This window comes from Thioclava pacifica DSM 10166 (assembly GCF_000714535.1).
In the GTDB taxonomy this organism is placed as follows: Bacteria; Pseudomonadota; Alphaproteobacteria; order Rhodobacterales; family Rhodobacteraceae; genus Thioclava; species Thioclava pacifica.
The window spans coordinates 59,908-81,929 of sequence record NZ_AUND01000042.1 but is presented as its reverse complement, the minus strand read 5'-3'; the positions used below and the strand labels follow the sequence as shown (position 1 = coordinate 81,929).

Genomic DNA, 22,022 nt, shown 5'->3' with positions numbered 1-22,022 from the left:
TCGCGGCTTATGCAAATTTTTCTGCCGTTCCGGCAATTGTGCGCGGTAACAATCTTGCGTCGCGCCCTGCCCCTTCGTAACACATCTGCAAATTCCTGAGGAGGAGATGTTCGCATGGGCTACAAAGAGGTCTATTCCGCCTGGCAGGCCGATCCCGAGAAATTCTGGATGGAGGCCGCCGAGAAGATCGATTGGGACACCAAACCCTCCAAGGCGCTCTTCGATGGCAATGCCCCGCTTTATGAGTGGTTCTCGGACGGGCTCGTGAACACCTGCTGGAACGCGGTGGACCGCCATGTCGAGGAAGGTCGCGGCGACCAGATCGCGATCATGCATGAGAGCCCGATCACCCATTCGACCAAGGGCATCACCTACAAGGAACTGCAGACCCGCGTGGCCTCGCTCGCCGGTGCGCTGAAGATGCGCGGCGTCGAGAAGGGCGACCGCGTCATCATCTACATGCCGATGATCCCCGAGGCGCTGGAGGCGATGCTGGCCTGTTCGCGCATCGGTGCGATCCACTCGGTCGTCTTCGGCGGCTTCGCGGCGAACGAACTCGCCGTGCGCATCGACGACTGCACGCCCAAGGCGATCATTGCGGCCTCTTGCGGCCTCGAGCCCAACCGCGTCGTGCATTACAAGCCGCTTCTGGACGAGGCGATCGAGATCGCCGATCACAAGCCCGAATTCTGCGTGATCTTCCAGCGCGAGCAGGAAGTCGCGAAGCTGATCGAGGGCCGCGACTTCTCGTGGCACGGCTTCCAATACGGCGTGAAGCCCGCCGACTGCGTGCCGGTCGAGGGCAACCACCCGGCCTATATTCTCTATACCTCCGGCACGACCGGCCAGCCCAAGGGCGTGGTGCGTCACACCGGCGGCCATCTCGTCGCCCTGCAATGGACGATGAAGAACATCTACAACATCGAGGCGGGCGACCGGTTCTGGGCGGCCTCGGATGTGGGCTGGGTCGTTGGCCACAGCTATATCTGTTACGGCCCGCTGATCGCGGGCGCGACCACGGTCGTGTTCGAGGGTAAACCGATCGGGACCCCGCATCCGGGCGTGTTCTGGCGCATCATCCAGAACAACCGCATCAAGAGCTTCTTCACCGCTCCGACCGCGCTGCGCGCGATCAAGCGCGAAGACCCGAATGGCGAATGGATCAAGCGTTACGCGCTGCACGACCTGCAGGCGCTGTTCCTCGCAGGCGAACGCGCTGATCCCGACACCGTGGAATGGGCGCAGAAGCATCTCGGCGTGCCGGTTGTCGATCACTGGTGGCAGACCGAGACCGGCTGGGCGATCGCCGCGAACCCGATCGGGATCGAGGAACTGCCGACCAAGGTCGGCAGCCCGTCCGTGCCGATGCCGGGTTATGACGTGCAGGTGCTCGACGAGGGTGGCCATCCGGTCGCGCCCGGCACGCTCGGCGCCATCGCGATCAAGTTGCCGCTGCCTCCGGGCACCCTGCCGACGCTGTGGCAGGCTGAAGAGCGCTTCAAGAAGAGCTATCTTGAGCACTTCCCGGGCTATTACGAGACGGGCGATGCCGGCTATATCGACGAAGATGGCTACCTCTACATCATGGCGCGCACCGATGACGTGATCAACGTCGCGGGCCACCGCCTCTCGACCGGCGCGATGGAAGAGGTTCTGGCAGGTCACCCCGATGTCGCGGAATGCGCGGTGATCGGTGTGGCCGACGACCTCAAGGGCCAGTCCCCGATGGGCTTCCTGTGCCTCAACGCGGGCTGCAACCGCCCGCACGCCGAGATCGTCAAGGAATGCGTCGCCCGCGTGCGCGACCAGATCGGCCCGGTCGCGGCCTTCAAGCTCGCAACCGTGGTGGACCGCCTGCCCAAAACCCGCTCGGGCAAGATCCTGCGCGGCACGATGGTCAAGATTGCCGACGGGCAGGAGTGGAAAATGCCCGCCACGATCGACGACCCGGCGATTCTCGACGAGATCACCGAGGCGCTGAAAGGTCTGGGCTATCCGCGCGGCTGATCGCTCTGGCGCTATGGGGCGACGGATGGCCGCGACCCGCAATTGCCGATCACATTTTTTCCATTTCGCCGCGTCCCTTCGAGGGCGCGGCGTTTTATCTCGGGCGGGACGCTTGATTTCGGCCCGCCACCCCCGGATGATTGATCGGGGCTTTACATGAAAAACTATATCGCGACACCCATCCCCGACAGTTCGTCGTCGCGCCCTCCCGGCGCGGATGGGAAGATGTTGCAGCATGATCTGCGCGCCGCGCTCTCTGAGATGCTGGGAGGGCTGTCGCAGCTACTGGCCCGCACCCGGGAAAGCGAGACCCGCAGCGGGCTCGAAGCCCTGCGCGGGCTGAGCGAGGAGATGGGGCGGCTGATCTCGTTGCTGAGCCCCGATCCGCGCGCCTTGTCACATCAGCCGCCCGAGCTGCGCCTCGATGCCTTCCTCGCCTCTGTGGCGCGACGCTGGGAGGCGGCGGCGCAGGCGCGCGGCATCCGCTTCACGCTTGAGGTGTCGCATGATCTGCCCACCTCACTGCATCTCGACCGACTGGCTCTGGAACGGTTGCTTTCGAATCTTCTTGGCAATGCTCTGGCCCATGGCGCGCAAAGCGCGGTCTGGCTGCGCTTCGGACTAGAGCAGGGCAGCCGGTTCACCCTTACGGTGCGCGATGACGGACCCGGTTTTCCCGACACGACGCTGAACGACCATGCTGCCGGAGAAGCGTCTTCTGCACCTTTCGCACCTAGCCGACATGCGAGCGGCCTGGGCCTGTCGATCTGCCGAGAAATCACCGAGGCGCTCGATGGCACAATGTGTGTGTCCAATCCCGCGGACGGCGGGGCAGAGATCCGCATCGCCCTGCCGGTCACGCCGGTGCGGTCCGGCCAGCCCGGAACCGAGACGGCGTGTCTCGATCACCTTCCCGACCTGACCGGATGGACCACGCTTGTCGCCGATGACAGCGCTTCAGGGCGGGCGATATTCGAACATCTGCTGCGCGCGATGGGAGCACAGGTCGTGGCGCTTTCGGACGGGGCAGACGCGCAGGAGAAACTGCTGGGTGCACCCTATGATCTCGCGGTAATCGACATCGAGATGCCCGGGCTGAGCGGGCTTGAGGTGATGCGTGCGCTGCGCCGCTCTGACCGCGACTGGGCGCGGCTGCCGATCATCGCCTGCTCGGGCCATATACTTCAGTCCGAACGCACAGCGATGCGGAGCGCAGGCGCCGACGTCATCCTCGCGAAACCACTGATCGGCGTGATGCCGATCCTGCGCGCCATCACCGAGATCGCCGATGCGCGCCAACCCGCATCTCGGATTTGTTCGCCCAATGACGACCTGCTGATCGCGCGGCTCATGGCGCGTACCGGGCGCAGCCTCGCCGAGCTTCTCGGCGACACCTGCACCGAGGATTTGCGCGCGGTGCAATCCGCCCTTGCCAAGGCCGTCGCCGAGCAGGATCGCGCCACCCTGAGTTGTCAGAGCCACAAGCTCGCAGCCGTCGCGGGAGCGATCGGTGACGATATCCTCACCCGATAGGCGCGCGCGCTTGACAGTGCTGCCCGCCATGGCACCTATGAAGATATTGATGACCTTGGGCGCATCGTTCTGGCCCTGTTGGAACGGCTCATTGTCAAAATGACACAAGATTTATTGGAAAAAGACGATTTCGACCATGAGTGCGCAAGAAAATGACCAGAGCAGTGCCGCGTCAGCGGACAAGACCGGGCCCGGAACGGGCCTGCCAGATTATGAGGGCGGGCCACGTCAGAACGTGCGTCCGACAGACCCAAACACCGCCGAACATGTTCTTCTGATCGAAGATATCGGATCGCTGCGTGCGATCTACGACGCCTACCTGCGCGCTGCAGGTTTCGTGACCCATAGCGCCGAGACCGCCGCCGAGGGGCTCGCAATCTTTCGCGCCCACCCGATCAGGATGGTGCTGCTCGATCTCATGTTGCCCGATCGCGATGGCGACACGATGATCGAGGAGATGCTCGAGCTGCGTCCGCGCACGGCGATCATCGTTGTGACCGCCGACCGTTCGGTGGATCGCGCGGTGCGCGCGATGCATGCGGGCGCAGTCGACTTCCTGGTCAAGCCGATCGACGAGACCCGCCTGAATGCGGCGATCGACCGCGCGCGCTCCGCGAGCCTTCAGGCTCCGGGTGAAAACCTGGCCGAAACCAAGGCGCCGCTGGGCGATTTCATCGGCACCTCATCGCGAATGCAGTCCGTCTACGAGCGTGCCCGCTCGGCCGCGCGCTCGTCCGCCCCGGTCTATCTCTGGGGTGAAAGCGGCACAGGCAAGGAGCTTTGCGCCCATGCGATCCATTCCAACGGCACGCGCGGCAGCGGCCCCTTCGTGACGCTCGATTGCGGCTCTCTGCCTCCCGACCGTCTCGACAGCGAGCTGTTCGGCCACCACAGCGGCGCCTTCCCCGGCGCGCTGCATGACAAGCCCGGCGCGGTGACGATGGCCGATGGCGGCACGCTGCTTCTCGACAATGTCTGCGAATTGCCGATGCCCGCGCAGATCAAGCTGTTGCGCTTTCTCGAGACCGGCCAGGTCAAACCCTATGGCGCGACCGAGCCGGTAACGGTGGATGTGCGGGTGATCTCTGCCTCGGCGAAGACGCCCACCGAGACGCTCGCCTCGGGCAAGATGCGTGAGGATCTCTACTATCGGCTCAACGTTCTCTCGATCGAGATGCCGCCGCTGCGCAGCCATGGCGAGGATATCGGCCCGATCGCGCGCATGGCGCTGGAGCGTTTCGCCGCCGAAGAGAACCGTTGCTACAACGTCATCACCGACGATGCGATCCGCAAGCTCGAACAAATGCCCTGGCCTGGCAACGTGCGTCAGTTGATGAACGTGCTGCGCGCCGCGATGGTGATGCATGATGGGCCGGTGCTGCGCGCCGAAATGCTGCCCGATCTGCCAAGCGTAGCGCCTCTGGCCGATGCGCCCGAGACGGGCGAGGCGTCGGGGCTCACGTTCGAAGGGATGACCCTCTCGGAGATCGAGCGCATCGTGATCGAGGCCGCGATCGAACGCCATGACGGCTCGATTCCGCGGGCCGCAAACGAGCTGGGCGTCGCCCCCTCGACGATCTATCGCAAACGCGAAAGCTGGGCCGCGCAGGACTGAGCCTGACGCGTTTCCGGTCGCCTCAGGCGAATTGCTCGCGCATGAGCCTTTCTTCGAGCCCGTGTCCGGGGTCGAAGAGAATGCGGTGCGCGATCTCGGGCTCGGACCGAACCTCGACCCATTTCACAGGCTTAACCGAGCGCGAATCCGCATCCGCCATGACCGGGCGCTTCGCCCGCTCGAGCACATCGAAGCGCACGACCGCGGAGGAAGGCAGGATCGCCCCTTGCCAGCGCCGGGGCCGGAAACTGGCAATCCCTGTCAGCGCAAGCACATCCGACCCGATCGGCAGGATCGGCCCGTGCGCCGAAAAGTTATAGGCGGTCGAGCCCGCAGGCGTCGAGACAATCGCCCCGTCGCAGACCAGCTCTTGCATGCGGACCTTGCCATTGATCGAGATCTTCAGCTTGGCCGCCTGCGGACCTGCGCGCAGCAGCGAGACCTCATTGATCGCAAGCGCCTCGTGCAGCACCCCGTCCTCGGTCTCGGCCTTCATCGAAAGCGGGTTGATCACCGCCTCCTCGGCCGTCTCAAGCCGCTCGGGCAGGTTCTCGGCCACGAAATCGTTCATCAGGAAGCCGACAGAGCCGCGATTCATCCCGTAGACCGGCAGGCCCGTCCCTTCATGCAGGCATTGCAACATGAACCCGTCGCCGCCCAGCGCCACGATCACATCCGCGGCGTAGCGCGGCACCTGCCCGTAAAGCGCAACCAACTCGGCCATCGCCTCCTGCGCGCCCTCCGCGCTCGAGGCCGCGAAATGGATATGGTTGTACTGGCTCGCCACGGCGTTTTCCTCTTGCACATCCAAGGTGTTGCAAGCGCCCGGACGAAAGACAAGCGCGAAAGGCCGGTGAAAAACCTGTTTTGGTCGCTTTGGGCGCTTTCAGCCCCACGAAAACTGCGCTAAATGGGCCGCGACCCCGGATCTTTGCGAGGAGCGCACCATGACCGAGCAACGCGACGCTGGCTTCTTTACCGAAAGCCTTTCCAGCCGTGACCCCGAGCTTTTCAAATCGATTACCGACGAGCTGGGCCGCCAGCGCGACGAAATCGAACTGATCGCGTCGGAGAACATCGTCTCGAAGGCGGTGATGGAGGCGCAGGGTTCGGTGATGACGAACAAATACGCCGAAGGCTACCCGGGCAAGCGCTACTATGGCGGCTGCCAGTATGTCGATGTCGCCGAGACCCTCGCGATCGAGCGCGCCAAGGAACTCTTCGGCTGTGAGTTTGCGAACGTTCAGCCGAACTCGGGTTCGCAGGCCAACCAGGGCGTGTTCACCGCGCTCGTGAAGCCGGGCGACACGATCCTCGGCATGAGCCTCGATGCGGGCGGCCACCTGACCCACGGCGCCAAGCCCAACCAGTCGGGCAAATGGTTCAACGCGGTGCAATACGGCGTGCGCAAGCAAGACAGCCTTCTCGATTACGAGCAGGTCCGCGAACTGGCCCTCGAGCATAAGCCGAAGCTCATCATCGCGGGCGGCTCCGCCATCCCGCGCCAGATCGACTTCGCCAAGTTCCGCGAGATCGCGGATGAGGTCGGCGCCTACCTGATGGTCGACATGGCCCACTTCGCCGGTCTCGTGGCCGGTGGCCAGCACCCCTCGCCCTTCCCCTATGCGGATGTCGCGACCACCACGACGCACAAGACCCTGCGCGGTCCGCGCGGCGGCATGATCCTCACCAACAATGAGGAGATCGCGAAGAAGGTGAACTCGGCGATCTTCCCGGGTATTCAGGGCGGTCCGCTGATGCATGTGATCGCGGGCAAGGCCGTGGCCTTCGGCGAGGCGCTGCGTCCCGAGTTCAAGGTCTATGCCGAGCAGGTCGTGAAAAACGCCCAGGCACTGGCCGACGAGCTGATGAAGGGCGGCCTCGACATCGTCACCGGCGGCACCGACACCCACGTCATGCTGGTGGACCTGCGCCCGAAAGGCGTGAAGGGCAACGCGACCGAGAAGGCACTGGGGCGCGCGCATATCACCTGCAACAAGAACGGCATCCCGTTCGACCCGGAAAAGCCGATGGTCACCTCGGGTATCCGTCTGGGCACCCCTGCCGGGACCACCCGTGGCTTCGGCGAGGAAGACTTCCGCGAGATCGCCCGCCTGATCGTCGAAGTGGTCGATGGTCTGGCCGCCAATGGCGAAGAGGGCAACGGTGAGGTCGAAGAGGCCGTGAAGGCCAAGGTCGCGACGCTGCTCGCGCGCTTCCCGATCTATCCCGAGCTCTGATATCTTCGGACACGGATTGCGAAGGCCCCCGATCTCGGGGGCCTTTTACGTTTTCGGGGGCACGACATGCCGACAAGGAGGGCTGCGCCCGATCGTCGGGTGGGCGCTCCTCCTTACGAGGTCATCCCTTTATCTCAGCCAAATCCGGACGACCTCAATCCGCGCGCTGACGTCACCCAAACGCCCGCCCGAGGGGGCGGTCGGGCGCTGCCCGGGCCGCTGACGCGGCTGTTCCGGGCAAGGCCGCAGCGACAGGCCTCAGATCATCCCCGACCACAGCATCGCCGCCAGCAGCGTACCGCCGACAACCAGGAAGATGAACGCGATCGAGCCTCCGAGGTTCAGCAACGCTCCGCGCAACCTGTCGCCTGCGCCCAGCGGCTCAAGATAGTTGCGGCAGGTCGCGTAAGCCGTCTCGATTGCACGCGGATCCAGCTGCCGGGCGACCTTGGGGGCGTGGGCCTTGCGCTCGGCCTCCGCCAGAAGCCGCGCCGCCTTGCGCACCTTGCGTGGCAGGACCCGGGCCCGGCTCGCGACGCGAGACTCGAGATCATGGCCTTTCGCCCCCAACCGGACGGCCAGTAGCCGCGAGATCTGCGTTGTCATCTCGGTGATCCTGTCCGGTCCCATCGCCCTCTCCGTCGCTTACCTCGGACGCTAGCCGCCGCGCGCGATTGGTGCAACCAGCGTGACGCACGCAAATTTTCCTTCCCACCCTCTGGCGGAGAGAGTCAGAGAGTCCTAGCTTGTGGGCCATGCTCAATACCGTTCCCTACCCCGCCGACAGCTCCGAAGTTCCACTGCTAATCGCTCCCGGCCTGTTCGGCTCGGCGCGCAACTGGAATGCCATTGCCAAGCGACTGAGTGCGGATCGCCCGGTAATCGCGCTCGATATGCGCAATCACGGCGACAGCTTCTGGGACGACGATCACTCCTATGCCGCGATGGCCCGCGATATTGCCGAGGTGATCGAGGCGCAGGGCGGGCAGGCCGACGTGATGGGCCATTCGATGGGGGGCAAGGCGGCGATGACGCTCGCGCTCACCCGGCCCGAGCTGGTGCGAAAGCTGGTGATCGCCGACATGGCGCCGAGAGGCTACGCACATGGCGACAGCCACGGCGCACTGATCGAGGCGATGCAGGAAATGAAGATCGACGATCTGAGCTCGCGCTCGGTCGCCGATGAACGCCTGGGAGAGCGGATCTCCGATCCCGGCACGCGCGCCTTCCTGCTTCAATCGCTGAGCCTGCGCGACGGGCCGGTGCGCTGGAAGTTCAACCTTGATGCACTCAAGGCCAATCTCGATGCGATCCTCGACTGGTCCGACCCCGAGGGCATGCAGCCTTTCGATGGCCCTGCCCTGTTCCTGTCGGGCGCGAATTCACCCTATCTCCGCCCCGAGGACCACGCGGATATTCTCGCGCGGTTCCCGCAGGCGCGGTTTGTCGTGATCGACGGCGCGGGGCATTGGCTGCACGCCGAGAAACCCCGCGAATTCGAGGCGGATGTGGCGCGCTTCCTCGGCTGAGGTCGCGCGCAGCCAGGTCAGCCGCCTGCCTTCATCATCCGCCGCAGCAGGTGATCTTTCAGGAAATACTGGTGATAGAGCGCCGCGGCGATATGCAGGCCTGCCAGGATCAGCAGCCCCGTGGTCAGCGCGGAATGGACCTCTGCCATCCAGCCCAGCGTGAAGTAATAGGCGAGCCCACCCGAGATCGGCAGCGTAAAGAGCAGCAGATAGAGCAGCACGTGGATCGCCTTGGCGCCAAAGCGCATCAGCTCGGGATCATCGTGCGGCGGCTCGGGGGTGCCGTGGGTCGCGCGCAGAACCAGCCGCCACGCCGCGAGCAGCAAGATCACCACCCCCAGAACGATATGGCCATAGGTCAGAACATCAGGCGAGACCGACTCGCCCTTCGCCTGCCCCCAAAACGTATGCGCCATCGAATCGTGGAGCAGGAATTGCGGAATGATCAGCAGCACGACAAGCCAGTGCAGCCAGATCTGCGTCTTTGAATAGCCGGGAGCGTTGGACATCGAACCTCTCGCGAATGGATAAACGTAACTTACGCTTCCTCGATACAATCAACGAGGAAGCTCGCCAGTTCCGTCCATCACGCTTGCGAGAGCGGATGTCAGACGTTCTCGCGGATCATCTTCGCGATGAACCAGGAAATCGGCAGGGCAACGATGAAGCCGATCACGGCCGAGGCGATCATCGCTTTGGCAGTGAACATGTTCATCGTCAGCGCGGCGATGATCAGGATGCCCGCAACAGTCGGGCCGGCGAGCGAATACATGATGGCGAAAAGGCGCATGTCGAGTCTCCTTGAGCGGCGCGTTTTATGGGGGAAGATCACCATGATCGCGAAAACGTGACCTTGATCGGAGTCAAACTGCCCGAGCGGAATCTGCGGCATCGCGCCGCATCAGCAATCGAGCTGAAACCGTGCCTCGCCTGTGTCGCCGGGCAGCGAAGGGGAGCGATAGAGCCCTCCGGCCGGCCCCGCGACCGCACAGCCCGAGGCCTCTTCGGCGGCGCGGATCATCAGCGCGGGCACCCGATCACGTTCGGACCGGCGCAGATAGCCCATGCGGATCACCTCGGCCCGCCCGCCCTTCACGAAGACCACGAAATCGATGCCCTCGAGGCGCAACTCGTGGCGCGCCGCGCCGAAGAATTGCGGGGCGGGTGATGCCCCGCATCCGGCGAGGACAATGAAGGCTGCAAGAAGGATCGGGGATCTGAACATGGAAAGGCTCCGGGGAGGGACAACCCGGAGCCTTTCAGAGCATCGTTAACAGTCAGTTAACCTGCTCGGGCGGAAGGTAGCGGCCCCCGCGAGGGACGGGCGGGGGCCGCAACGCCGTTCTGACAGGGATCATGCCTGGCGGGGCGGCCAGAACGGGTCATTCCTCTTGATACGTCTTTCGGTCCAGAGCCCGGCCGGGATGCCCAGCACGAGCCCCACGATCACGGCCATCGCAAAATCCTGCCACTCGACCACGCCGAGGCTGAGCGCCACGATCACGACAACCCCGGTCACCACGAGGGCCGAGAGGGCGGCGATCAACAGGCGCAAAGGCGATTTCATCGAACTCTCCGTGTTGTGTTCAGACCGCTAACGCCGCACGTTGAAGAGGGTTCCATGGAACCGTAAAAAATTTCATACGTTGGCCGGTGTGGCTTCATAGGAGAGCGAGAAAGATGACGAAGACGGTTAAGCTGGGCGCGGCGATGGCGCTGGTGATCCTCGGTCTGGCGGCGTGCAACACGGTGCGCGGCGCGGGGCAGGATCTCTCGGTCGCGGGCAACACGATCGCGAGCGAAGCCAACAAGGCGCAGTAAGTGCCCGGGAAAGCGGCACAAAGAAGCCCCGAGGGAGACCTTGGGGCTTCTCTGGAATTTAGGCCTGACGACATCTATTCAGTCAATACGTCCGGACAGGATTCTATCCACTTTGACAGCATAGCGATCGGTCATGCCTGACACATAGTCTGCGAGCGCCTGCAGGGCGGAGTATTCGTCGCGCACATCGCGCAGGTCGATCTGGGTCGCGGAGACTATCTGACGCAGGTGATCCGGCAGTTCGTCCTGATTCCACTTCTTCTCCTGCAGAGCCTTCAGAACAGGCAGCAAGCCGTCGAGCACCCGATGCAGGATGGCGCGCCCAGCGACCTCAAGCCGGGTCTTGCGCGGGGCAGTGAAGATTTGTTTATTCGCGGCCTTCTCGATCTCGCCGAACGCGACTGCCTGAGCGCTCTGATCGACCAACGCCCCCGAGAATTCCCCGACCATGATTGCATCGTAATGTGACTTGAACGCCTCGACACAGGCTGGAATTGCGCTTCCGATAGCACGCGCCCGATAATAGGCGATCTCTTCATTTGCCTCATCGAATTGTCGCGACGTTCCGCCGAAGACCTCCGCCAACAGCGCCTTGACCTGCTCAGCCGGCAAATCGCCGGCATTCACAGCATCCTCCAGATCAATGATATTGTAGCAAATGTCGTCGGCGGCCTCGACCAACAGGACGAGGGGATGGCGGCGCCACCATTTTCGTCCCTCGACAATCCCGCCCTCGATGAGGCCGAGCCTTCCGGCGACCTGCTCGAATATCGAGTATTCGGACCGGAAGAGGCCGTATTTCTTGAGCCCCTTGTAAACCGCCTCACCCGCCTTTTCCGCTTGGTCTTTCTTTGCCTTTGAGGTCGCGCAAAGGGTCGGGTATTTCGAGAAAGCACCCAGCGTGGCGTAGCTCAGCTGCATCCCACCCGCGTTGCGATACATCTCCAACCGGGTCAGCAGACGGAAGCCCTGAGCATTGCCTTCGAAATTCTCGAGTTCGGAACGTTCCTCTGACGACAGGCCGTCGAAGATCGCCCCTCCCTCCTTGAAGCCGCTCGCAAACCAGTCACCGATCGCGCTTTCGCCGGAATGCCCGAAAGGCGGGTTGCCGATGTCGTGAGCGATCGCGGCCGCCTGCACCACACCCGAGACGATATGGCGCGCGCCCCCGGCAATCCGGCCCTCGCTTTCGAGCCAATGGCCAACCTGCAGCCCGAGCGAACGCCCGACGCTGCTGGTTTCGATCGAATGGATCAGGCGGTGGTGAAGGTGGTCGTCGGCATAGAGCGGATGAACCTGTGTCTTGTTCGCCAGCCGCCGAAAGGGAGCCGAAAAGACGAGCCGGTCGTAATCCTGCGCTGAGTGCGGCCGATCTTCAGAGGGCTCGCGTTCCTCCGCACCAAGCAACCGGGTGTCGAGCAGCTTTGTCCAATCCATTATCATCTTGAAATCCGTCTTCTTAAAAACAAAACCCCGCCGAAGCGGGGCCTATCTCATTCATCCATCTTGAGCGCGGCGATGAACGCCGATTGCGGGATTTCCACCTTCCCGAACTGGCGCATCTTCTTCTTACCGGCCTTCTGCTTTTCAAGAAGCTTCTTCTTCCGGGTCGCGTCCCCGCCGTAGCATTTCGCGGTCACGTCCTTGCGCATCGCGCTCAGCGTCTCGCGCGCGATCACGCGGCCGCCTATCGCGGCCTGGATCGGGATCTTGAACATGTGACGCGGGATCAGGTCTTTCAGCTTCTCGCACATCGCGCGGCCCCGCGCCTCGGCGCGGTCGCGATGCACCATGATCGAGAGCGCATCCACGGGCTCGTCATTCACCAGGATCGACATCTTCACGAGGTTGTCCTCGCGATATTCGGTGATCTGGTAATCGAAGCTCGCATAGCCCTTGGTGACCGATTTCAGACGGTCGTAGAAGTCGAACACGACCTCGGCCAGTGGCAGGTCATAGACCACCATCGCGCGCGAACCTGCATAGGTCAGGTCGAGCTGGATGCCGCGGCGGTCCTGACAGAGCTTGAGCACATCGCCCAGATATTCGTCGGGCACGAGGATCGTCGCCTTGATGCGCGGCTCCTCGATATGATCGACGTAAGTGAGGTCGGGCATGTCGGCGGGGTTGTGCAGATCGCGCACCTCGCCATCCTTCATGAACAGCTTGAACACGACCGAGGGCGCGGTGGTGATCAGGTCGAGATCGTATTCGCGCTCCAGCCGGTCGCGCACCACTTCGAGGTGCAAAAGCCCCAGGAAACCGCAGCGGAAGCCGAAGCCGAGCGCGGCGGAGGTTTCCATCTCGGCCGAGAAACTCGCGTCGTTCAGCTGCAGTTTCTCGATCGCGTCGCGCAGCGCTTCGAAATCGTTCGCATCGACCGGGAAGAGGCCGCAGAACACGACCGGGATCGAGGGTTTGAAGCCCGGCAGCGCCTGCGCGCAGGGTTTCTTCTCGTGGGTGATCGTGTCGCCAACCTTGGTGTCGCGCACCTGTTTGATCGAAGCGGTGAAGACGCCGATCTCGCCCGGGCCGAGCTCGTCGATATTGACCATCTGCGGCTTGAGAACGGCGAGACGGTCGAGCTTGTAGGTCGCCCCCGTCTTCATCATCTTGATCTGGTCGCCCTTGCGGATCACGCCATCCATGACGCGGATCAGAACGACGACGCCGAGATAGCTGTCATACCAAGAGTCGACCAGCATCGCCTTGAGCGGCGCATCGCGCTCGCCCTTGGGCGCGGGAAGACGGTGAACGATCGCTTCCAGAACATCCGGGATACCGAGGCCGGTCTTGGCCGAGATCTCGACCGCGTCGGAGGCGTCGATCCCGATGACGTCCTCGATCTGCTCCTTCACCCGCTGCGGCTCTGCCGCCGGCAGGTCGATCTTGTTGAGCACCGGGACGATCTCGTGATCCGCGTCGATCGCCTGATACACGTTCGCCAGCGTCTGTGCCTCGACGCCCTGAGAGGCATCGACCACCAGCAGCGAGCCTTCGACCGCCTGCATCGAGCGCGAGACCTCATAGGCGAAGTCCACGTGGCCGGGGGTGTCGATTAGGTTCAGGATATAGGTGTTGCCGTCCTTGGCGGGATATTCGATCCGCACCGAGTTGGCCTTGATCGTGATGCCGCGCTCACGTTCGATATCCATCGCATCAAGGAGCTGCTCCTTCATGTCGCGTTCGGCCACCGTGCCGGTCAGCTGGATGAGCCGGTCGGCAAGCGTGGATTTGCCGTGGTCGATATGCGCCACGATGGAGAAATTGCGGATGCGATCAAGATCTGTCATGGGCGCGCGTATACAGGGGAAAATGAGGGCCGGGAAGAGGGATTGAGCGTGCCGCACCCATTGACCTTTCATCCTGTCGAGCAACATATCTCGGGCAAGCAACTCAGGAGATGCAGCCATGATCTTTTCCGTGCCGAACATGACCTGTGGCCATTGCAAGGCCGCCGTCGAAGCCGCGATCGAAGAGGTTGGCGGGCGCGCCGATGTCTATCTCGAGGATCGTGAGATCGAGGTCTCGGGCCTGCCCGAATCCACCGTGCTCAGCGCGCTCAAGGCTGCAGGCTACGAGGCAACGCCCGTCGAGGAGTGATCGGACCACGGGGAGGTCTCCAGATCTAGGGGGTCGTCCTCCCCTGCCCCCGACCGATTGCGGCCCGGTTCCCGCACCTTCGCGCGACCGGCGGAAACCCGCCTGTTTCATTGCCTGCCTTTTGAATTTCCGTTAGAATGCGGGACAAATAACGAGGCAGGATCGGCGCATCTGACGTCGACCGCAATGCAAGGGGCAGTGCAATGACTTTCAAGACGACATTCGGAATCTGTGCATTCGCCGGCGCGATGGCGCTGGCCACGAGCGTTTCGGCCGGTCCGGTTGGCAACGCCTGTATGAAAGCGGGACGCGCGGGCAGCCCGGCGCTCTGCGGCTGCATCCAGAAGGTTGCAGACATGACGCTGAGCAACCGTGATCAGCGTCGCGCAGCCGGCTTCTTCCACGACCCCGACCGCGCGCAGGAAGTGCGCATGTCCGACCGCCAGTCGGATTCGGATTTCTGGGACCGCTACAAGAACTTCGCCTCGACCGCAGAGAGCTATTGCAGCCAGTAAAGCTCCGGGTCCGGCTGCGCGCGGGAGATCAGCTCCCGCGCCGCTTCTCTTCTTCGTCAGCCAGAAGATCAGCAACGAGCGCCTCGGCGCCCGCCTCGATCAGGTCGAGCGCCGCCTCGAAATCTCGCGTGTAATAGGGATCGGGCACATTCTGCGGCCCGTTCGGTCCGTCGATGAACATCTGCACCTGCGCGCTCATCTGGCGCGGGGCCACGTCGAGCGCGTTGCGCAGGTTGTTCTCGTCCATCGCAAGGATCACATCGAAAGCGTCATAGTCGGCAGGCGCGATCTGGCGGGCCCGCAAGGAGCGCATGTCATAACCACGCGCCTCGGCCGCCTCGATCATCGGGCCGTAGGGCGGCTCGCCCACATGCCAATCGCCAGTGCCGGCACTGTCGAACTCGATATCGAGCCCCGCCGCGCGGGCTTTGTGACGGGTCACCGCTTCGGCGGCGGGTGAGCGGCAGATATTGCCAAGGCAGAGAAACAGGATACGCATAGGGCAAGTGATAGCGGAGGGCAGAGCGATGGCCAAGATCGTGATTTTGACAGGCGCGGGCATTTCCGCCGAAAGCGGGATCCGGACCTTCCGCGCCAGCGACGGGCTTTGGGAAGAGCACCGGATCGAGGATGTCGCGACCCCCGAGGGCTTTATGCACGACCCCGCGCTGGTGCACCGTTTCTACAACGCCCGCCGGGCCGCAGCGACGGCGGCCGCGCCCAACCCAGCCCATACCGCGCTGGCCGAACTCGAGGCCGATCCGGGTCACGAGGTTCTGATCGTCACGCAGAATGTCGATGACCTGCACGAGCGCGGCGGCTCGCAAAACGTGCTCCATATGCACGGCTCGCTCTTCGGCGCGCTATGTCATTCCTGCGAGCACCGCTGGCCCGCGCCCGAGGTGATGTCGCCCAGCGATACCTGCCCCTCTTGCGGCGCACAGGCCACCCGCCCCGATATCGTCTGGTTCGGCGAGATGCCCTACCGGATGGAAGAAATCTGGCACGCGCTGCGCGCGGCGGACCTCTTCGTCTCGATCGGGACAAGCGGGAATGTCTATCCCGCCGCAGGATTCGTGGCAGATGCGATGCATGCGGGCGTGCCGACGCTGGAGCTGAACCTCGAACCCTCGGCGGGCCGCTCGATGTTCGACGAGGCGCGCCAGGGTCCGGCAAGCGTGCTGGTGCCCGAATGGGTGCGCGAGCGGCTGGGCTGAGGCGCGTGACAAAGGACTGGGCGCAACAGACCGCCCCACCCTCTCGTCAGTAGCTGTATTCGGCGTAGATCTTGCTCAGATCGCCATTCCACTCGCCGTGGTATTTCTCGAGCAGTTCGTCTGCAGGCACCCGGCCCGTCTCGACGCTCTCTTCCAGCGCGTTGAGGAAATGGGTCTCATCCGGAATGAGCCCGTTCGCGCCGGGCTTCGCCCGCGCCGCCAGACCGGATTTCGCGATCGCCACCGTCTCGCGGGCGAGATCGTGCAGATTGATCCCGTTGAACTCGCCCTGCAGCGCATCGACCGCCGCCGCGCGGCGCAGCCCCTCGCGGGTCTCGTGATCCCAGTCCTTGACCAGATCCCAGGCGGCATCGAGCGCGGACTGGTCGTAGAGCAGCCCGACCCAGAGCGCGGGCAGCGCGCACAGGCGCCGCCACGGGCCGCCATCGGCGCCGCGCATCTCGATATATTTCTTGGTGCGCGCCTCGGGGAAAACGGTGGTCAGGTGATCGGCCCAGTCGCTCAGCGTCGGCTTCTCGCCCGGCAGCGCGGGCAGCTCGCCCTTGAGGAAGTCGCGGAAGGACTGGCCCAGAGCGTTGATATATTTCCCGTCGCGATAGACGAAATACATCGGCACATCGAGCACGTAGTTCACATAGGCCTCGTAGCCCGCGCCCTGCTCAAACATGAAGGGCAACATACCGGTGCGCGCATCATCGAGGTTCTGCCAGATATGCGAGCGCCACGATTTCATCCCGTTCGGCTTGCCATCGAGGAAGGGCGAATTGGCGAAGAGCGCCGTCGCCACGGGTTGCAGCGACAGCGCCACGCGCATCTTCTGCACCATGTCAGCCTCAGAGGCGAAATCGAGATTCACCTGCACGGTGCAGGTGCGATACATCATCTGCGTGCCAAGCTCGCCCACGCGGCCCATGTAATCGGTCATCAGCCGGTAGCGGCCCTTCGGCATCATCGGCATCTGGTCCTGCGTCCAGATCGGCGCGGCCCCCAGCCCGATGAAGCGCGCGCCGATCTTGTCGGCGACTTCATGGACCTCGCGCAGGTGCTCGTTCACCTCGTCGCAGGTCTGGTGGATCGTCTCGAGCGGCGCACCGGAGAGCTCCAGCTGCCCGCCCGGCTCGAGGCTGACATTGGCGCCATTGAGCTCCAACCCGATGATGTTGCCCTGCTCTTCGACCGGCTTCCAGCCGAAGCGATCGCGCAGCCCTTCCAGCATCGCTTTGATCGAGCGCGGCCCGTCATAGGGCAGCGGCAGTTGCTTGTCTTCGCAATAGCCGAATTTCTCGTGCTCGGTGCCGATGCGCCATTGCTCTCGGGGTTTTTCCCCCTCGGCAAGGAACTCTGCCAGTTGCTCGAACCGTTCGATCGGGCCGCCGCCCTGCTGCGGAATGGACATGTCTGCTCTCGCGTCGTCTCAAGGAACGCCACAGGTGGCGCGGGGGATGGCCCAAGTCAAGCGCGAAACCTATCGCCGCGTCCACAGGCTTTGTGCGGCGAGCTCGCGATCAAGCGCCGCCGAGAGCTTGCCCATGTCGATCCCGGGCAGGCTCGCGAAGGCATCGTAAAGCGCATTCGCGCCCGCAGCATCGAGCGGGATCAGCAGCGCCTCGCCTGCGCCGCTGCGCAGCCGCCAGTATTGCTTGCCTTGCAGGTTCAAAAGCCGGATCTCGGCCAACTCGCGTAGCGCCAGCTCGCCCCCCATCCCCAACGCCGTGACATTGCTGCCCGGCCCCGCGATGGCGCGTGCCCGCGAGGCCGCGAAATAGGAGATCCGGCCCTCGTCGATTTCGACCAGACCGGGCGCGCCGACATCGCGCGAAAACCGCATCCGGCGCCAGCCGATCAGCGCCCACCCAAGGCCCAGCGCCACTGCGACCGCGCCCAGCGTCATGAGCAGATAGCCCCCGAGCCAGATCAGCCATGCGCCAAAAGCCACCACCGCGCCTGCCGTGATCACCTCTCCCCAACGCTTGAAGCCTTGCGCAACCTCGGGACGGATCACCGCCAGTCCCCCAGCGCCGATTGCCAGAGCGTGATGGCCGCACAGACGGCGGTATCGGCGCGCAGGATGCGCGGGCCGAGGCTGACCGGGGTGACGAAATCGAGGCTGCGGAGCGTCTCGCGCTCGCCCTCCGAGAACCCGCCCTCGGGACCGATCAGGATCGCCCAGGGGCCGGGTGCGAGCCCCGCAAGCGTCTCGGCGGGACCGACCAGTGCCTCGTCGGCCCAGAGGATGCGGCGCGCCGGGTCCCAACTTGCCAGCAGTTTCTTCAGCGGCTCCAGATCTTCGACGGGCGGCACATAAGTGCCCAGACATTGCTCGGCCGCTTCCTTGGCATGCGCCTGCAACCGATCCTGCCGGATGCGCGCGGAATTGGTGAACTCGGTCTGCACCGGCAGCACTTTCGCGCAGCCCAGCTCGGTCGCCTTCTCGACGATGAAATCGGTGCGTTCCTTCTTGATCGGCGCGAAGATCAGCCACAGATCGGGCGGGGCCAGCTGCGGCGCGGCCTGTTCCACGCAGGCCAGAACGCCGCGCTTCTTGTGGGCCTCCACGACTTCCGCCGTCCATTCCCCGTCGCGACCGTTGAACAGCGCGACGCGCGCACCGACCTCCAGCCGCATCACCGCGAAAAGGTAATGCGCCTCATCCTGCGTCAGAGGCACGGCTTGCCCCGCGCCCAATGGGTGCTCTACACAGAGCCTGATCTTGGCACGTTCCATGAGGCGGACTTTATGAGCGGAAAAAGCGAAACGCCAGAGGCGGCAGGCGAGGTAGCAGGCACCGTGGCAGATGCCTATCGAGGCAACTGGGTGGACCGGCTCGCCCCGGCCTGGACGCGCCCCTATCTGCGCCTGAGCCGCGCCGACCGCCCGATCGGTACATGGCTTTTGCTGCTGCCCTGCTGGTGGGGGATCGCGCTTGCGGCCTCCTCCACTGGTGGCTTCGTCTGGATGGACCTGTGGCTCGCGGTGGGCTGCGCGATCGGCGCGTTCCTGATGCGCGGCGCGGGCTGCACCTGGAACGACATCACCGATCGCAAGATCGACGCAGGCGTCGCACGCACCCGCTCGCGCCCGATCCCCTCGGGGCAGGTGAGCGTGAAACAGGCGCTTGCCTGGGCGGTGATCCAGTCGCTGATTTCCTTCGCCATCCTGCTGAGCTTCAACACGCCCGCGATCATCCTCGGGATCGTCTCTCTCGTGCCGGTTGCGATCTACCCCTTCGCCAAGCGCTTCACCTGGTGGCCGCAGGTCTTTCTCGGCATCGCTTTCAACTGGGGCGCGCTGCTGGCCTGGGTGGCCCATACCGGCACGCTGACATGGCCGCCCGTGGTTCTCTACCTCTCGGGGCTGATCTGGACGCTCTTCTACGACACGATCTACGCCCATCAGGACAAAGAGGACGACGCGCTGATCGGGGTGAAATCCACCGCGCGGCTCTTTGGCGACAACAGCGCAAAATGGCTGGGGGCGTTCCTGATGCTGGCCGTCACGCTGATGACCGCCGCGGTGATGGGCGCGCTCATGCCCGACGCGCCGCCGCTGCGGCTCGGCCTGTCGCTGCTGGCGCCCTGGGCGATGGGCTGGCACATGCTCTGGCAGATGCGCCAGCTCGACATCGACGACCCCGATATCTGCCTGCGGCTTTTCCGCGCGAACCGCGATACCGGCCTGATTGCTGCGCTGTTTCTCGCCGCTGGCGCAATCGTGTAACGCGCTTGCGATTGATCCCCTGTCCCGCGCACCTTAAGGAACACGGGTAAAGATTCCCTGGGGAGGGCTCCTGAGAGATGCGCACACGCGCCACCCTGTTGACGATTGCCGCCTTTGTCCTCGCGCTCGTTGTCTCGGCCGTGATTGCCGGCGGCGCCGCGACCGTGATCGAGAAAAGCACCAAGCAGGAGGTGCGCGTCGCAATGGAGGCGCAGGGCTACGGTTGGATGAATATCCATACCGACGGTCTTCAGGTCGTCCTCGCCGGCACCGCCCCCACCGAGGCCGAGCGATTCCGCGCTGTGTCCGAGGTGGACAAATATGTCGACAGCTCGCGTGTGGTGGACAACACCGACACCGAGGTCGCCAAGGACATCACGCCGCCCGCCTTCTCGCTCGAAATGCTGCGCAACGAGAACGGCATCTCTCTGATCGGCCTCGTGCCCGCTTCGATCGACCGCAAAGCCATCGTCGAGAAACTTTCCAAGGTCGCTGGCGAGGAGGGCGTGACCGACATGCTCGAGAGCGCCGATTACCCGATGCCCGGCAATTGGGACGAGGCGATGCAATTCGGGCTGCGCACGCTTGAGACGCTGCCGCGCTCGAAGGTCTCGGTCACGGCCGGGCAAGTCTCGGTTCAGGCGATCACCGACAGCGTGGCGGAGAAAGGCCGGGTAGAGACTTCGCTCGCGCGCAGCCGCCCGTCGAATCTGAAACTCGATTTCGACATCTCGGCGCCGCGCCCGGTGATCACCCCCTTCACGCTGCGTTTCATCGTCGACAAGGACGGCGCGCGCTTCGACGCCTGCTCGGCCGATACCGAAAAGGCGCGCGACCGCATCCTCGCCGCGGCGCGCGCGGCCGGGGCCAAGGGCACGCTGAGCTGCACGATCGGCATGGGCACGCCTTCGACCGACTGGGCCACCGCCGCCGAGATGGCGATCAAGGCGATGGGGCAACTCGGGGCGGGCTCGGTGACCTTCTCGGATGCCGACATCGCGCTCGATGCGAAACCGACCGTGCCGCAGAAGACGTTCGACGATGTCGTGGGCGAGCTGGAATCGAACCTGCCGCCGGTCTTCTCGCTCAAGGCCACGCTGGAACCTGTTCCCAACGCCACGGCTGCCGAGGCAGAATTCATCGCCACCCGCGACGGCAAAGGCCAGGTCGAACTGAAAGGCCGTGTGGTTGATGCGCGCCAGCGCGAAGCGGTCGAAAGCTTCGCCCGCGCCAAGCTCGGCCATGACAACGTGCATGGGGCGACCCGCGTCGACAAGGAACTGCCCGCGGGCTGGCCGGTGCGCACGCTGGCCGGGATCGAGGCGCTCGCAGTGCTCCATGATGGCACCGTCACCGTGACGCCGAAGAAGATCACCGTGAGCGGCACGAGCGGCGACGCTCAGGCCTCCGACACGATCTCGCGCATCCTGACGAGCCAGCTTGGCGAAGGCGTGCAGATGGATCTCAAGGTCAGCTATGACAAGCGCCTCGATCCGACGCTGGCCCTGCCCACTGGCAAGGAATGCGTGGCCCGGCTCAATGGCGCGCTGGCCAAGCAGAAGGTCAATTTCGACCCTGGCTCGGCACAGGTCTCCACCGACAGCCTGCCCGCGCTCGACGCGCTGGCCGGGGCGATGAAGAACTGCACCGAGTTCCGCATGGAAGTCGCGGGCTATACCGACAATCAGGGCCGCGAGGAGATGAACCTTCAACTCTCGCAAGAGCGCGCCCAGGCGGTGATCCGCGGCCTGCTCGATCGCGGCATCCTGATCGGCAATCTTGTGGCCAAAGGCTATGGCGAAGACCAGCCGATCGCCACGAATGACACCGAAGAAGGCCGCGAAGAGAACCGCCGCATCGAATTTGTGCTGCTCGACGAGGCTCCGGTCGACGAGGGTGAAACGAGCGCGGCCGATGCCGCAGCCGAAGGCGAGCCGCATTGGGACGGCGCGGTGACCGATGACGGTACGCCCGCGACCGAAGATGCCGCTCCGACAGAGGATGCGCAGACGGATGGGGCCGCGCAGCCTGCCGCCGATGCAACCGAGACGCCGGGGGATGCGGCCGCCACTGACGCGGCAGCCACCGACACCACCGACACAGGGGCCACAGAGCCTGCCACGCAAGACGAGCTCCCGGTCGAGACGCCCGGCGATGCCACGCCGCGTCCGAAGACCCGGCCGCAAGATCTTACGAAGGGCTGA

Annotated in this window: 23 protein-coding genes; 11 read left to right on the top strand and 12 right to left on the bottom strand. The window is 64.2% G+C overall.

The features are described 5' to 3' along the window. Window positions 1–114 precede the first annotated feature (114 nt). From TP2_RS17625 to TP2_RS17615, 3 genes are all read left to right on the top strand, one after another. The gene (locus tag TP2_RS17625; RefSeq protein WP_038080215.1) at window positions 115–2,007 is read left to right on the top strand and encodes a propionyl-CoA synthetase; all 1,893 of its coding nucleotides are present in this window, start codon (window positions 115–117) and stop codon (window positions 2,005–2,007) included. Window positions 2,008–2,163: 156 nt separating this feature from the next. Beyond that, the gene (locus TP2_RS17620; protein ID WP_038080213.1) at window positions 2,164–3,540 is read left to right on the top strand and encodes a hybrid sensor histidine kinase/response regulator; all 1,377 of its coding nucleotides are present in this window, start codon (window positions 2,164–2,166) and stop codon (window positions 3,538–3,540) included. A gap of 136 nt (window positions 3,541–3,676) precedes the next feature. Continuing rightward, entirely contained in the window at window positions 3,677–5,155 is a 1,479-nt protein-coding gene (locus TP2_RS17615; protein WP_084714482.1) for a sigma-54-dependent transcriptional regulator, read from the top strand. A 22-nt stretch (window positions 5,156–5,177) separates the two neighbouring features. Here the strand turns inward: TP2_RS17615 and TP2_RS17610 are convergent, their stop codons facing one another. After that, a complete protein-coding gene (locus TP2_RS17610; RefSeq protein ID WP_084714479.1) occupies window positions 5,178–5,942 on the bottom strand; it encodes an NAD kinase in 765 nt (254 codons plus the stop codon). Window positions 5,943–6,102: 160 nt separating this feature from the next. Between TP2_RS17610 and glyA the strand changes: the two genes are divergently transcribed. Further along, window positions 6,103–7,395: a serine hydroxymethyltransferase gene (gene glyA, locus TP2_RS17605; protein ID WP_038080211.1), complete on the top strand. Its 1,293-nt coding sequence runs from the start codon at window positions 6,103–6,105 to the stop codon at window positions 7,393–7,395. Between the two features lie 258 nt (window positions 7,396–7,653). On the opposite strand, the gene TP2_RS17600 is transcribed toward glyA, so the two are convergent. Further along, window positions 7,654–8,025, bottom strand: a complete 372-nt coding sequence (locus TP2_RS17600) for a hypothetical protein (RefSeq protein ID WP_038080209.1) — start codon at window positions 8,023–8,025, stop codon at window positions 7,654–7,656. Window positions 8,026–8,150: 125 nt separating this feature from the next. Between TP2_RS17600 and TP2_RS17595 the strand changes: the two genes are divergently transcribed. Further along, the gene (locus TP2_RS17595; RefSeq protein WP_038080203.1) at window positions 8,151–8,924 is read left to right on the top strand and encodes an alpha/beta fold hydrolase; all 774 of its coding nucleotides are present in this window, start codon (window positions 8,151–8,153) and stop codon (window positions 8,922–8,924) included. A gap of 17 nt (window positions 8,925–8,941) precedes the next feature. Here the strand turns inward: TP2_RS17595 and TP2_RS17590 are convergent, their stop codons facing one another. The 4 genes from TP2_RS17590 to TP2_RS17575 all read right to left on the bottom strand — a co-directional run bounded on the left by TP2_RS17590 (window position 8,942) and on the right by TP2_RS17575 (window position 10,491). Next, on the bottom strand, window positions 8,942–9,433 hold the full coding sequence (locus TP2_RS17590; protein ID WP_038080201.1) for a cytochrome b: 492 nt from the start codon (window positions 9,431–9,433) through the stop codon (window positions 8,942–8,944). 98 nt (window positions 9,434–9,531) lie between these two features. After that, entirely contained in the window at window positions 9,532–9,714 is a 183-nt protein-coding gene (locus tag TP2_RS17585; RefSeq protein ID WP_038080199.1) for a hypothetical protein, read from the bottom strand. Between the two features lie 111 nt (window positions 9,715–9,825). Next, window positions 9,826–10,149: a hypothetical protein gene (locus tag TP2_RS17580; RefSeq protein ID WP_038080197.1), complete on the bottom strand. Its 324-nt coding sequence runs from the start codon at window positions 10,147–10,149 to the stop codon at window positions 9,826–9,828. 129 nt (window positions 10,150–10,278) lie between these two features. Then, window positions 10,279–10,491 carry a hypothetical protein gene (locus TP2_RS17575; protein ID WP_038080195.1) on the bottom strand — a complete coding sequence of 71 codons (213 nt, stop codon included), beginning with the start codon at window positions 10,489–10,491 and terminating at the stop codon, window positions 10,279–10,281. Between the two features lie 113 nt (window positions 10,492–10,604). On the opposite strand from TP2_RS17575, the gene TP2_RS18360 reads away from it, so the two are divergent. After that, on the top strand, window positions 10,605–10,745 hold the full coding sequence (locus tag TP2_RS18360) for an entericidin A/B family lipoprotein (protein WP_084714476.1): 141 nt from the start codon (window positions 10,605–10,607) through the stop codon (window positions 10,743–10,745). Between the two features lie 78 nt (window positions 10,746–10,823). Here the strand turns inward: TP2_RS18360 and dgt are convergent, their stop codons facing one another. Together dgt and lepA are read right to left on the bottom strand one after the other, a co-directional pair. Then, window positions 10,824–12,182: a dGTP triphosphohydrolase gene (gene dgt / locus TP2_RS17570; protein WP_038080192.1), complete on the bottom strand. Its 1,359-nt coding sequence runs from the start codon at window positions 12,180–12,182 to the stop codon at window positions 10,824–10,826. A 56-nt stretch (window positions 12,183–12,238) separates the two neighbouring features. After that, on the bottom strand, window positions 12,239–14,038 hold the full coding sequence (gene lepA / locus TP2_RS17565) for a translation elongation factor 4 (RefSeq protein ID WP_038080190.1): 1,800 nt from the start codon (window positions 14,036–14,038) through the stop codon (window positions 12,239–12,241). A 118-nt stretch (window positions 14,039–14,156) separates the two neighbouring features. On the opposite strand from lepA, the gene TP2_RS17560 reads away from it, so the two are divergent. Beyond that, window positions 14,157–14,348, top strand: coding sequence for a heavy-metal-associated domain-containing protein (locus TP2_RS17560; RefSeq protein ID WP_038080187.1), 192 nt, complete (start codon window positions 14,157–14,159; stop codon window positions 14,346–14,348). 203 nt (window positions 14,349–14,551) lie between these two features. Continuing rightward, a complete protein-coding gene (locus TP2_RS17555; protein ID WP_038080185.1) occupies window positions 14,552–14,863 on the top strand; it encodes a hypothetical protein in 312 nt (103 codons plus the stop codon). A gap of 28 nt (window positions 14,864–14,891) precedes the next feature. On the opposite strand, the gene TP2_RS17550 is transcribed toward TP2_RS17555, so the two are convergent. Beyond that, window positions 14,892–15,362 (bottom strand): low molecular weight protein-tyrosine-phosphatase, encoded by a 471-nt coding sequence (locus TP2_RS17550; RefSeq protein ID WP_038080324.1) that lies wholly within the window; start codon window positions 15,360–15,362, stop codon window positions 14,892–14,894. Between the two features lie 28 nt (window positions 15,363–15,390). Between TP2_RS17550 and TP2_RS17545 the strand changes: the two genes are divergently transcribed. After that, the gene (locus tag TP2_RS17545) at window positions 15,391–16,080 is read left to right on the top strand and encodes an NAD-dependent deacylase (RefSeq protein ID WP_038080184.1); all 690 of its coding nucleotides are present in this window, start codon (window positions 15,391–15,393) and stop codon (window positions 16,078–16,080) included. Between the two features lie 46 nt (window positions 16,081–16,126). Here the strand turns inward: TP2_RS17545 and TP2_RS17540 are convergent, their stop codons facing one another. The 3 genes from TP2_RS17540 to TP2_RS17530 all read right to left on the bottom strand — a co-directional run bounded on the left by TP2_RS17540 (window position 16,127) and on the right by TP2_RS17530 (window position 18,825). Beyond that, complete coding sequence (locus TP2_RS17540; RefSeq protein WP_038080182.1) at window positions 16,127–17,497, bottom strand: glutamate--cysteine ligase; 1,371 nt, start codon at window positions 17,495–17,497, stop codon at window positions 16,127–16,129. Window positions 17,498–17,566: 69 nt separating this feature from the next. Next, complete coding sequence (locus TP2_RS17535) at window positions 17,567–18,103, bottom strand: hypothetical protein (protein ID WP_051692835.1); 537 nt, start codon at window positions 18,101–18,103, stop codon at window positions 17,567–17,569. Beyond that, on the bottom strand, window positions 18,100–18,825 hold the full coding sequence (locus TP2_RS17530) for a 16S rRNA (uracil(1498)-N(3))-methyltransferase (RefSeq protein WP_038080179.1): 726 nt from the start codon (window positions 18,823–18,825) through the stop codon (window positions 18,100–18,102). The genes TP2_RS17535 and TP2_RS17530 overlap by 4 nt, the downstream gene beginning before the upstream one ends. A gap of 12 nt (window positions 18,826–18,837) precedes the next feature. On the opposite strand from TP2_RS17530, the gene ubiA reads away from it, so the two are divergent. Both ubiA and TP2_RS17520 read left to right on the top strand, forming a co-directional pair. Beyond that, a complete protein-coding gene (ubiA, locus tag TP2_RS17525) occupies window positions 18,838–19,818 on the top strand; it encodes a 4-hydroxybenzoate octaprenyltransferase (RefSeq protein WP_038080176.1) in 981 nt (326 codons plus the stop codon). Window positions 19,819–19,895: 77 nt separating this feature from the next. Continuing rightward, entirely contained in the window at window positions 19,896–22,022 is a 2,127-nt protein-coding gene (locus TP2_RS17520; protein ID WP_051692833.1) for an OmpA family protein, read from the top strand.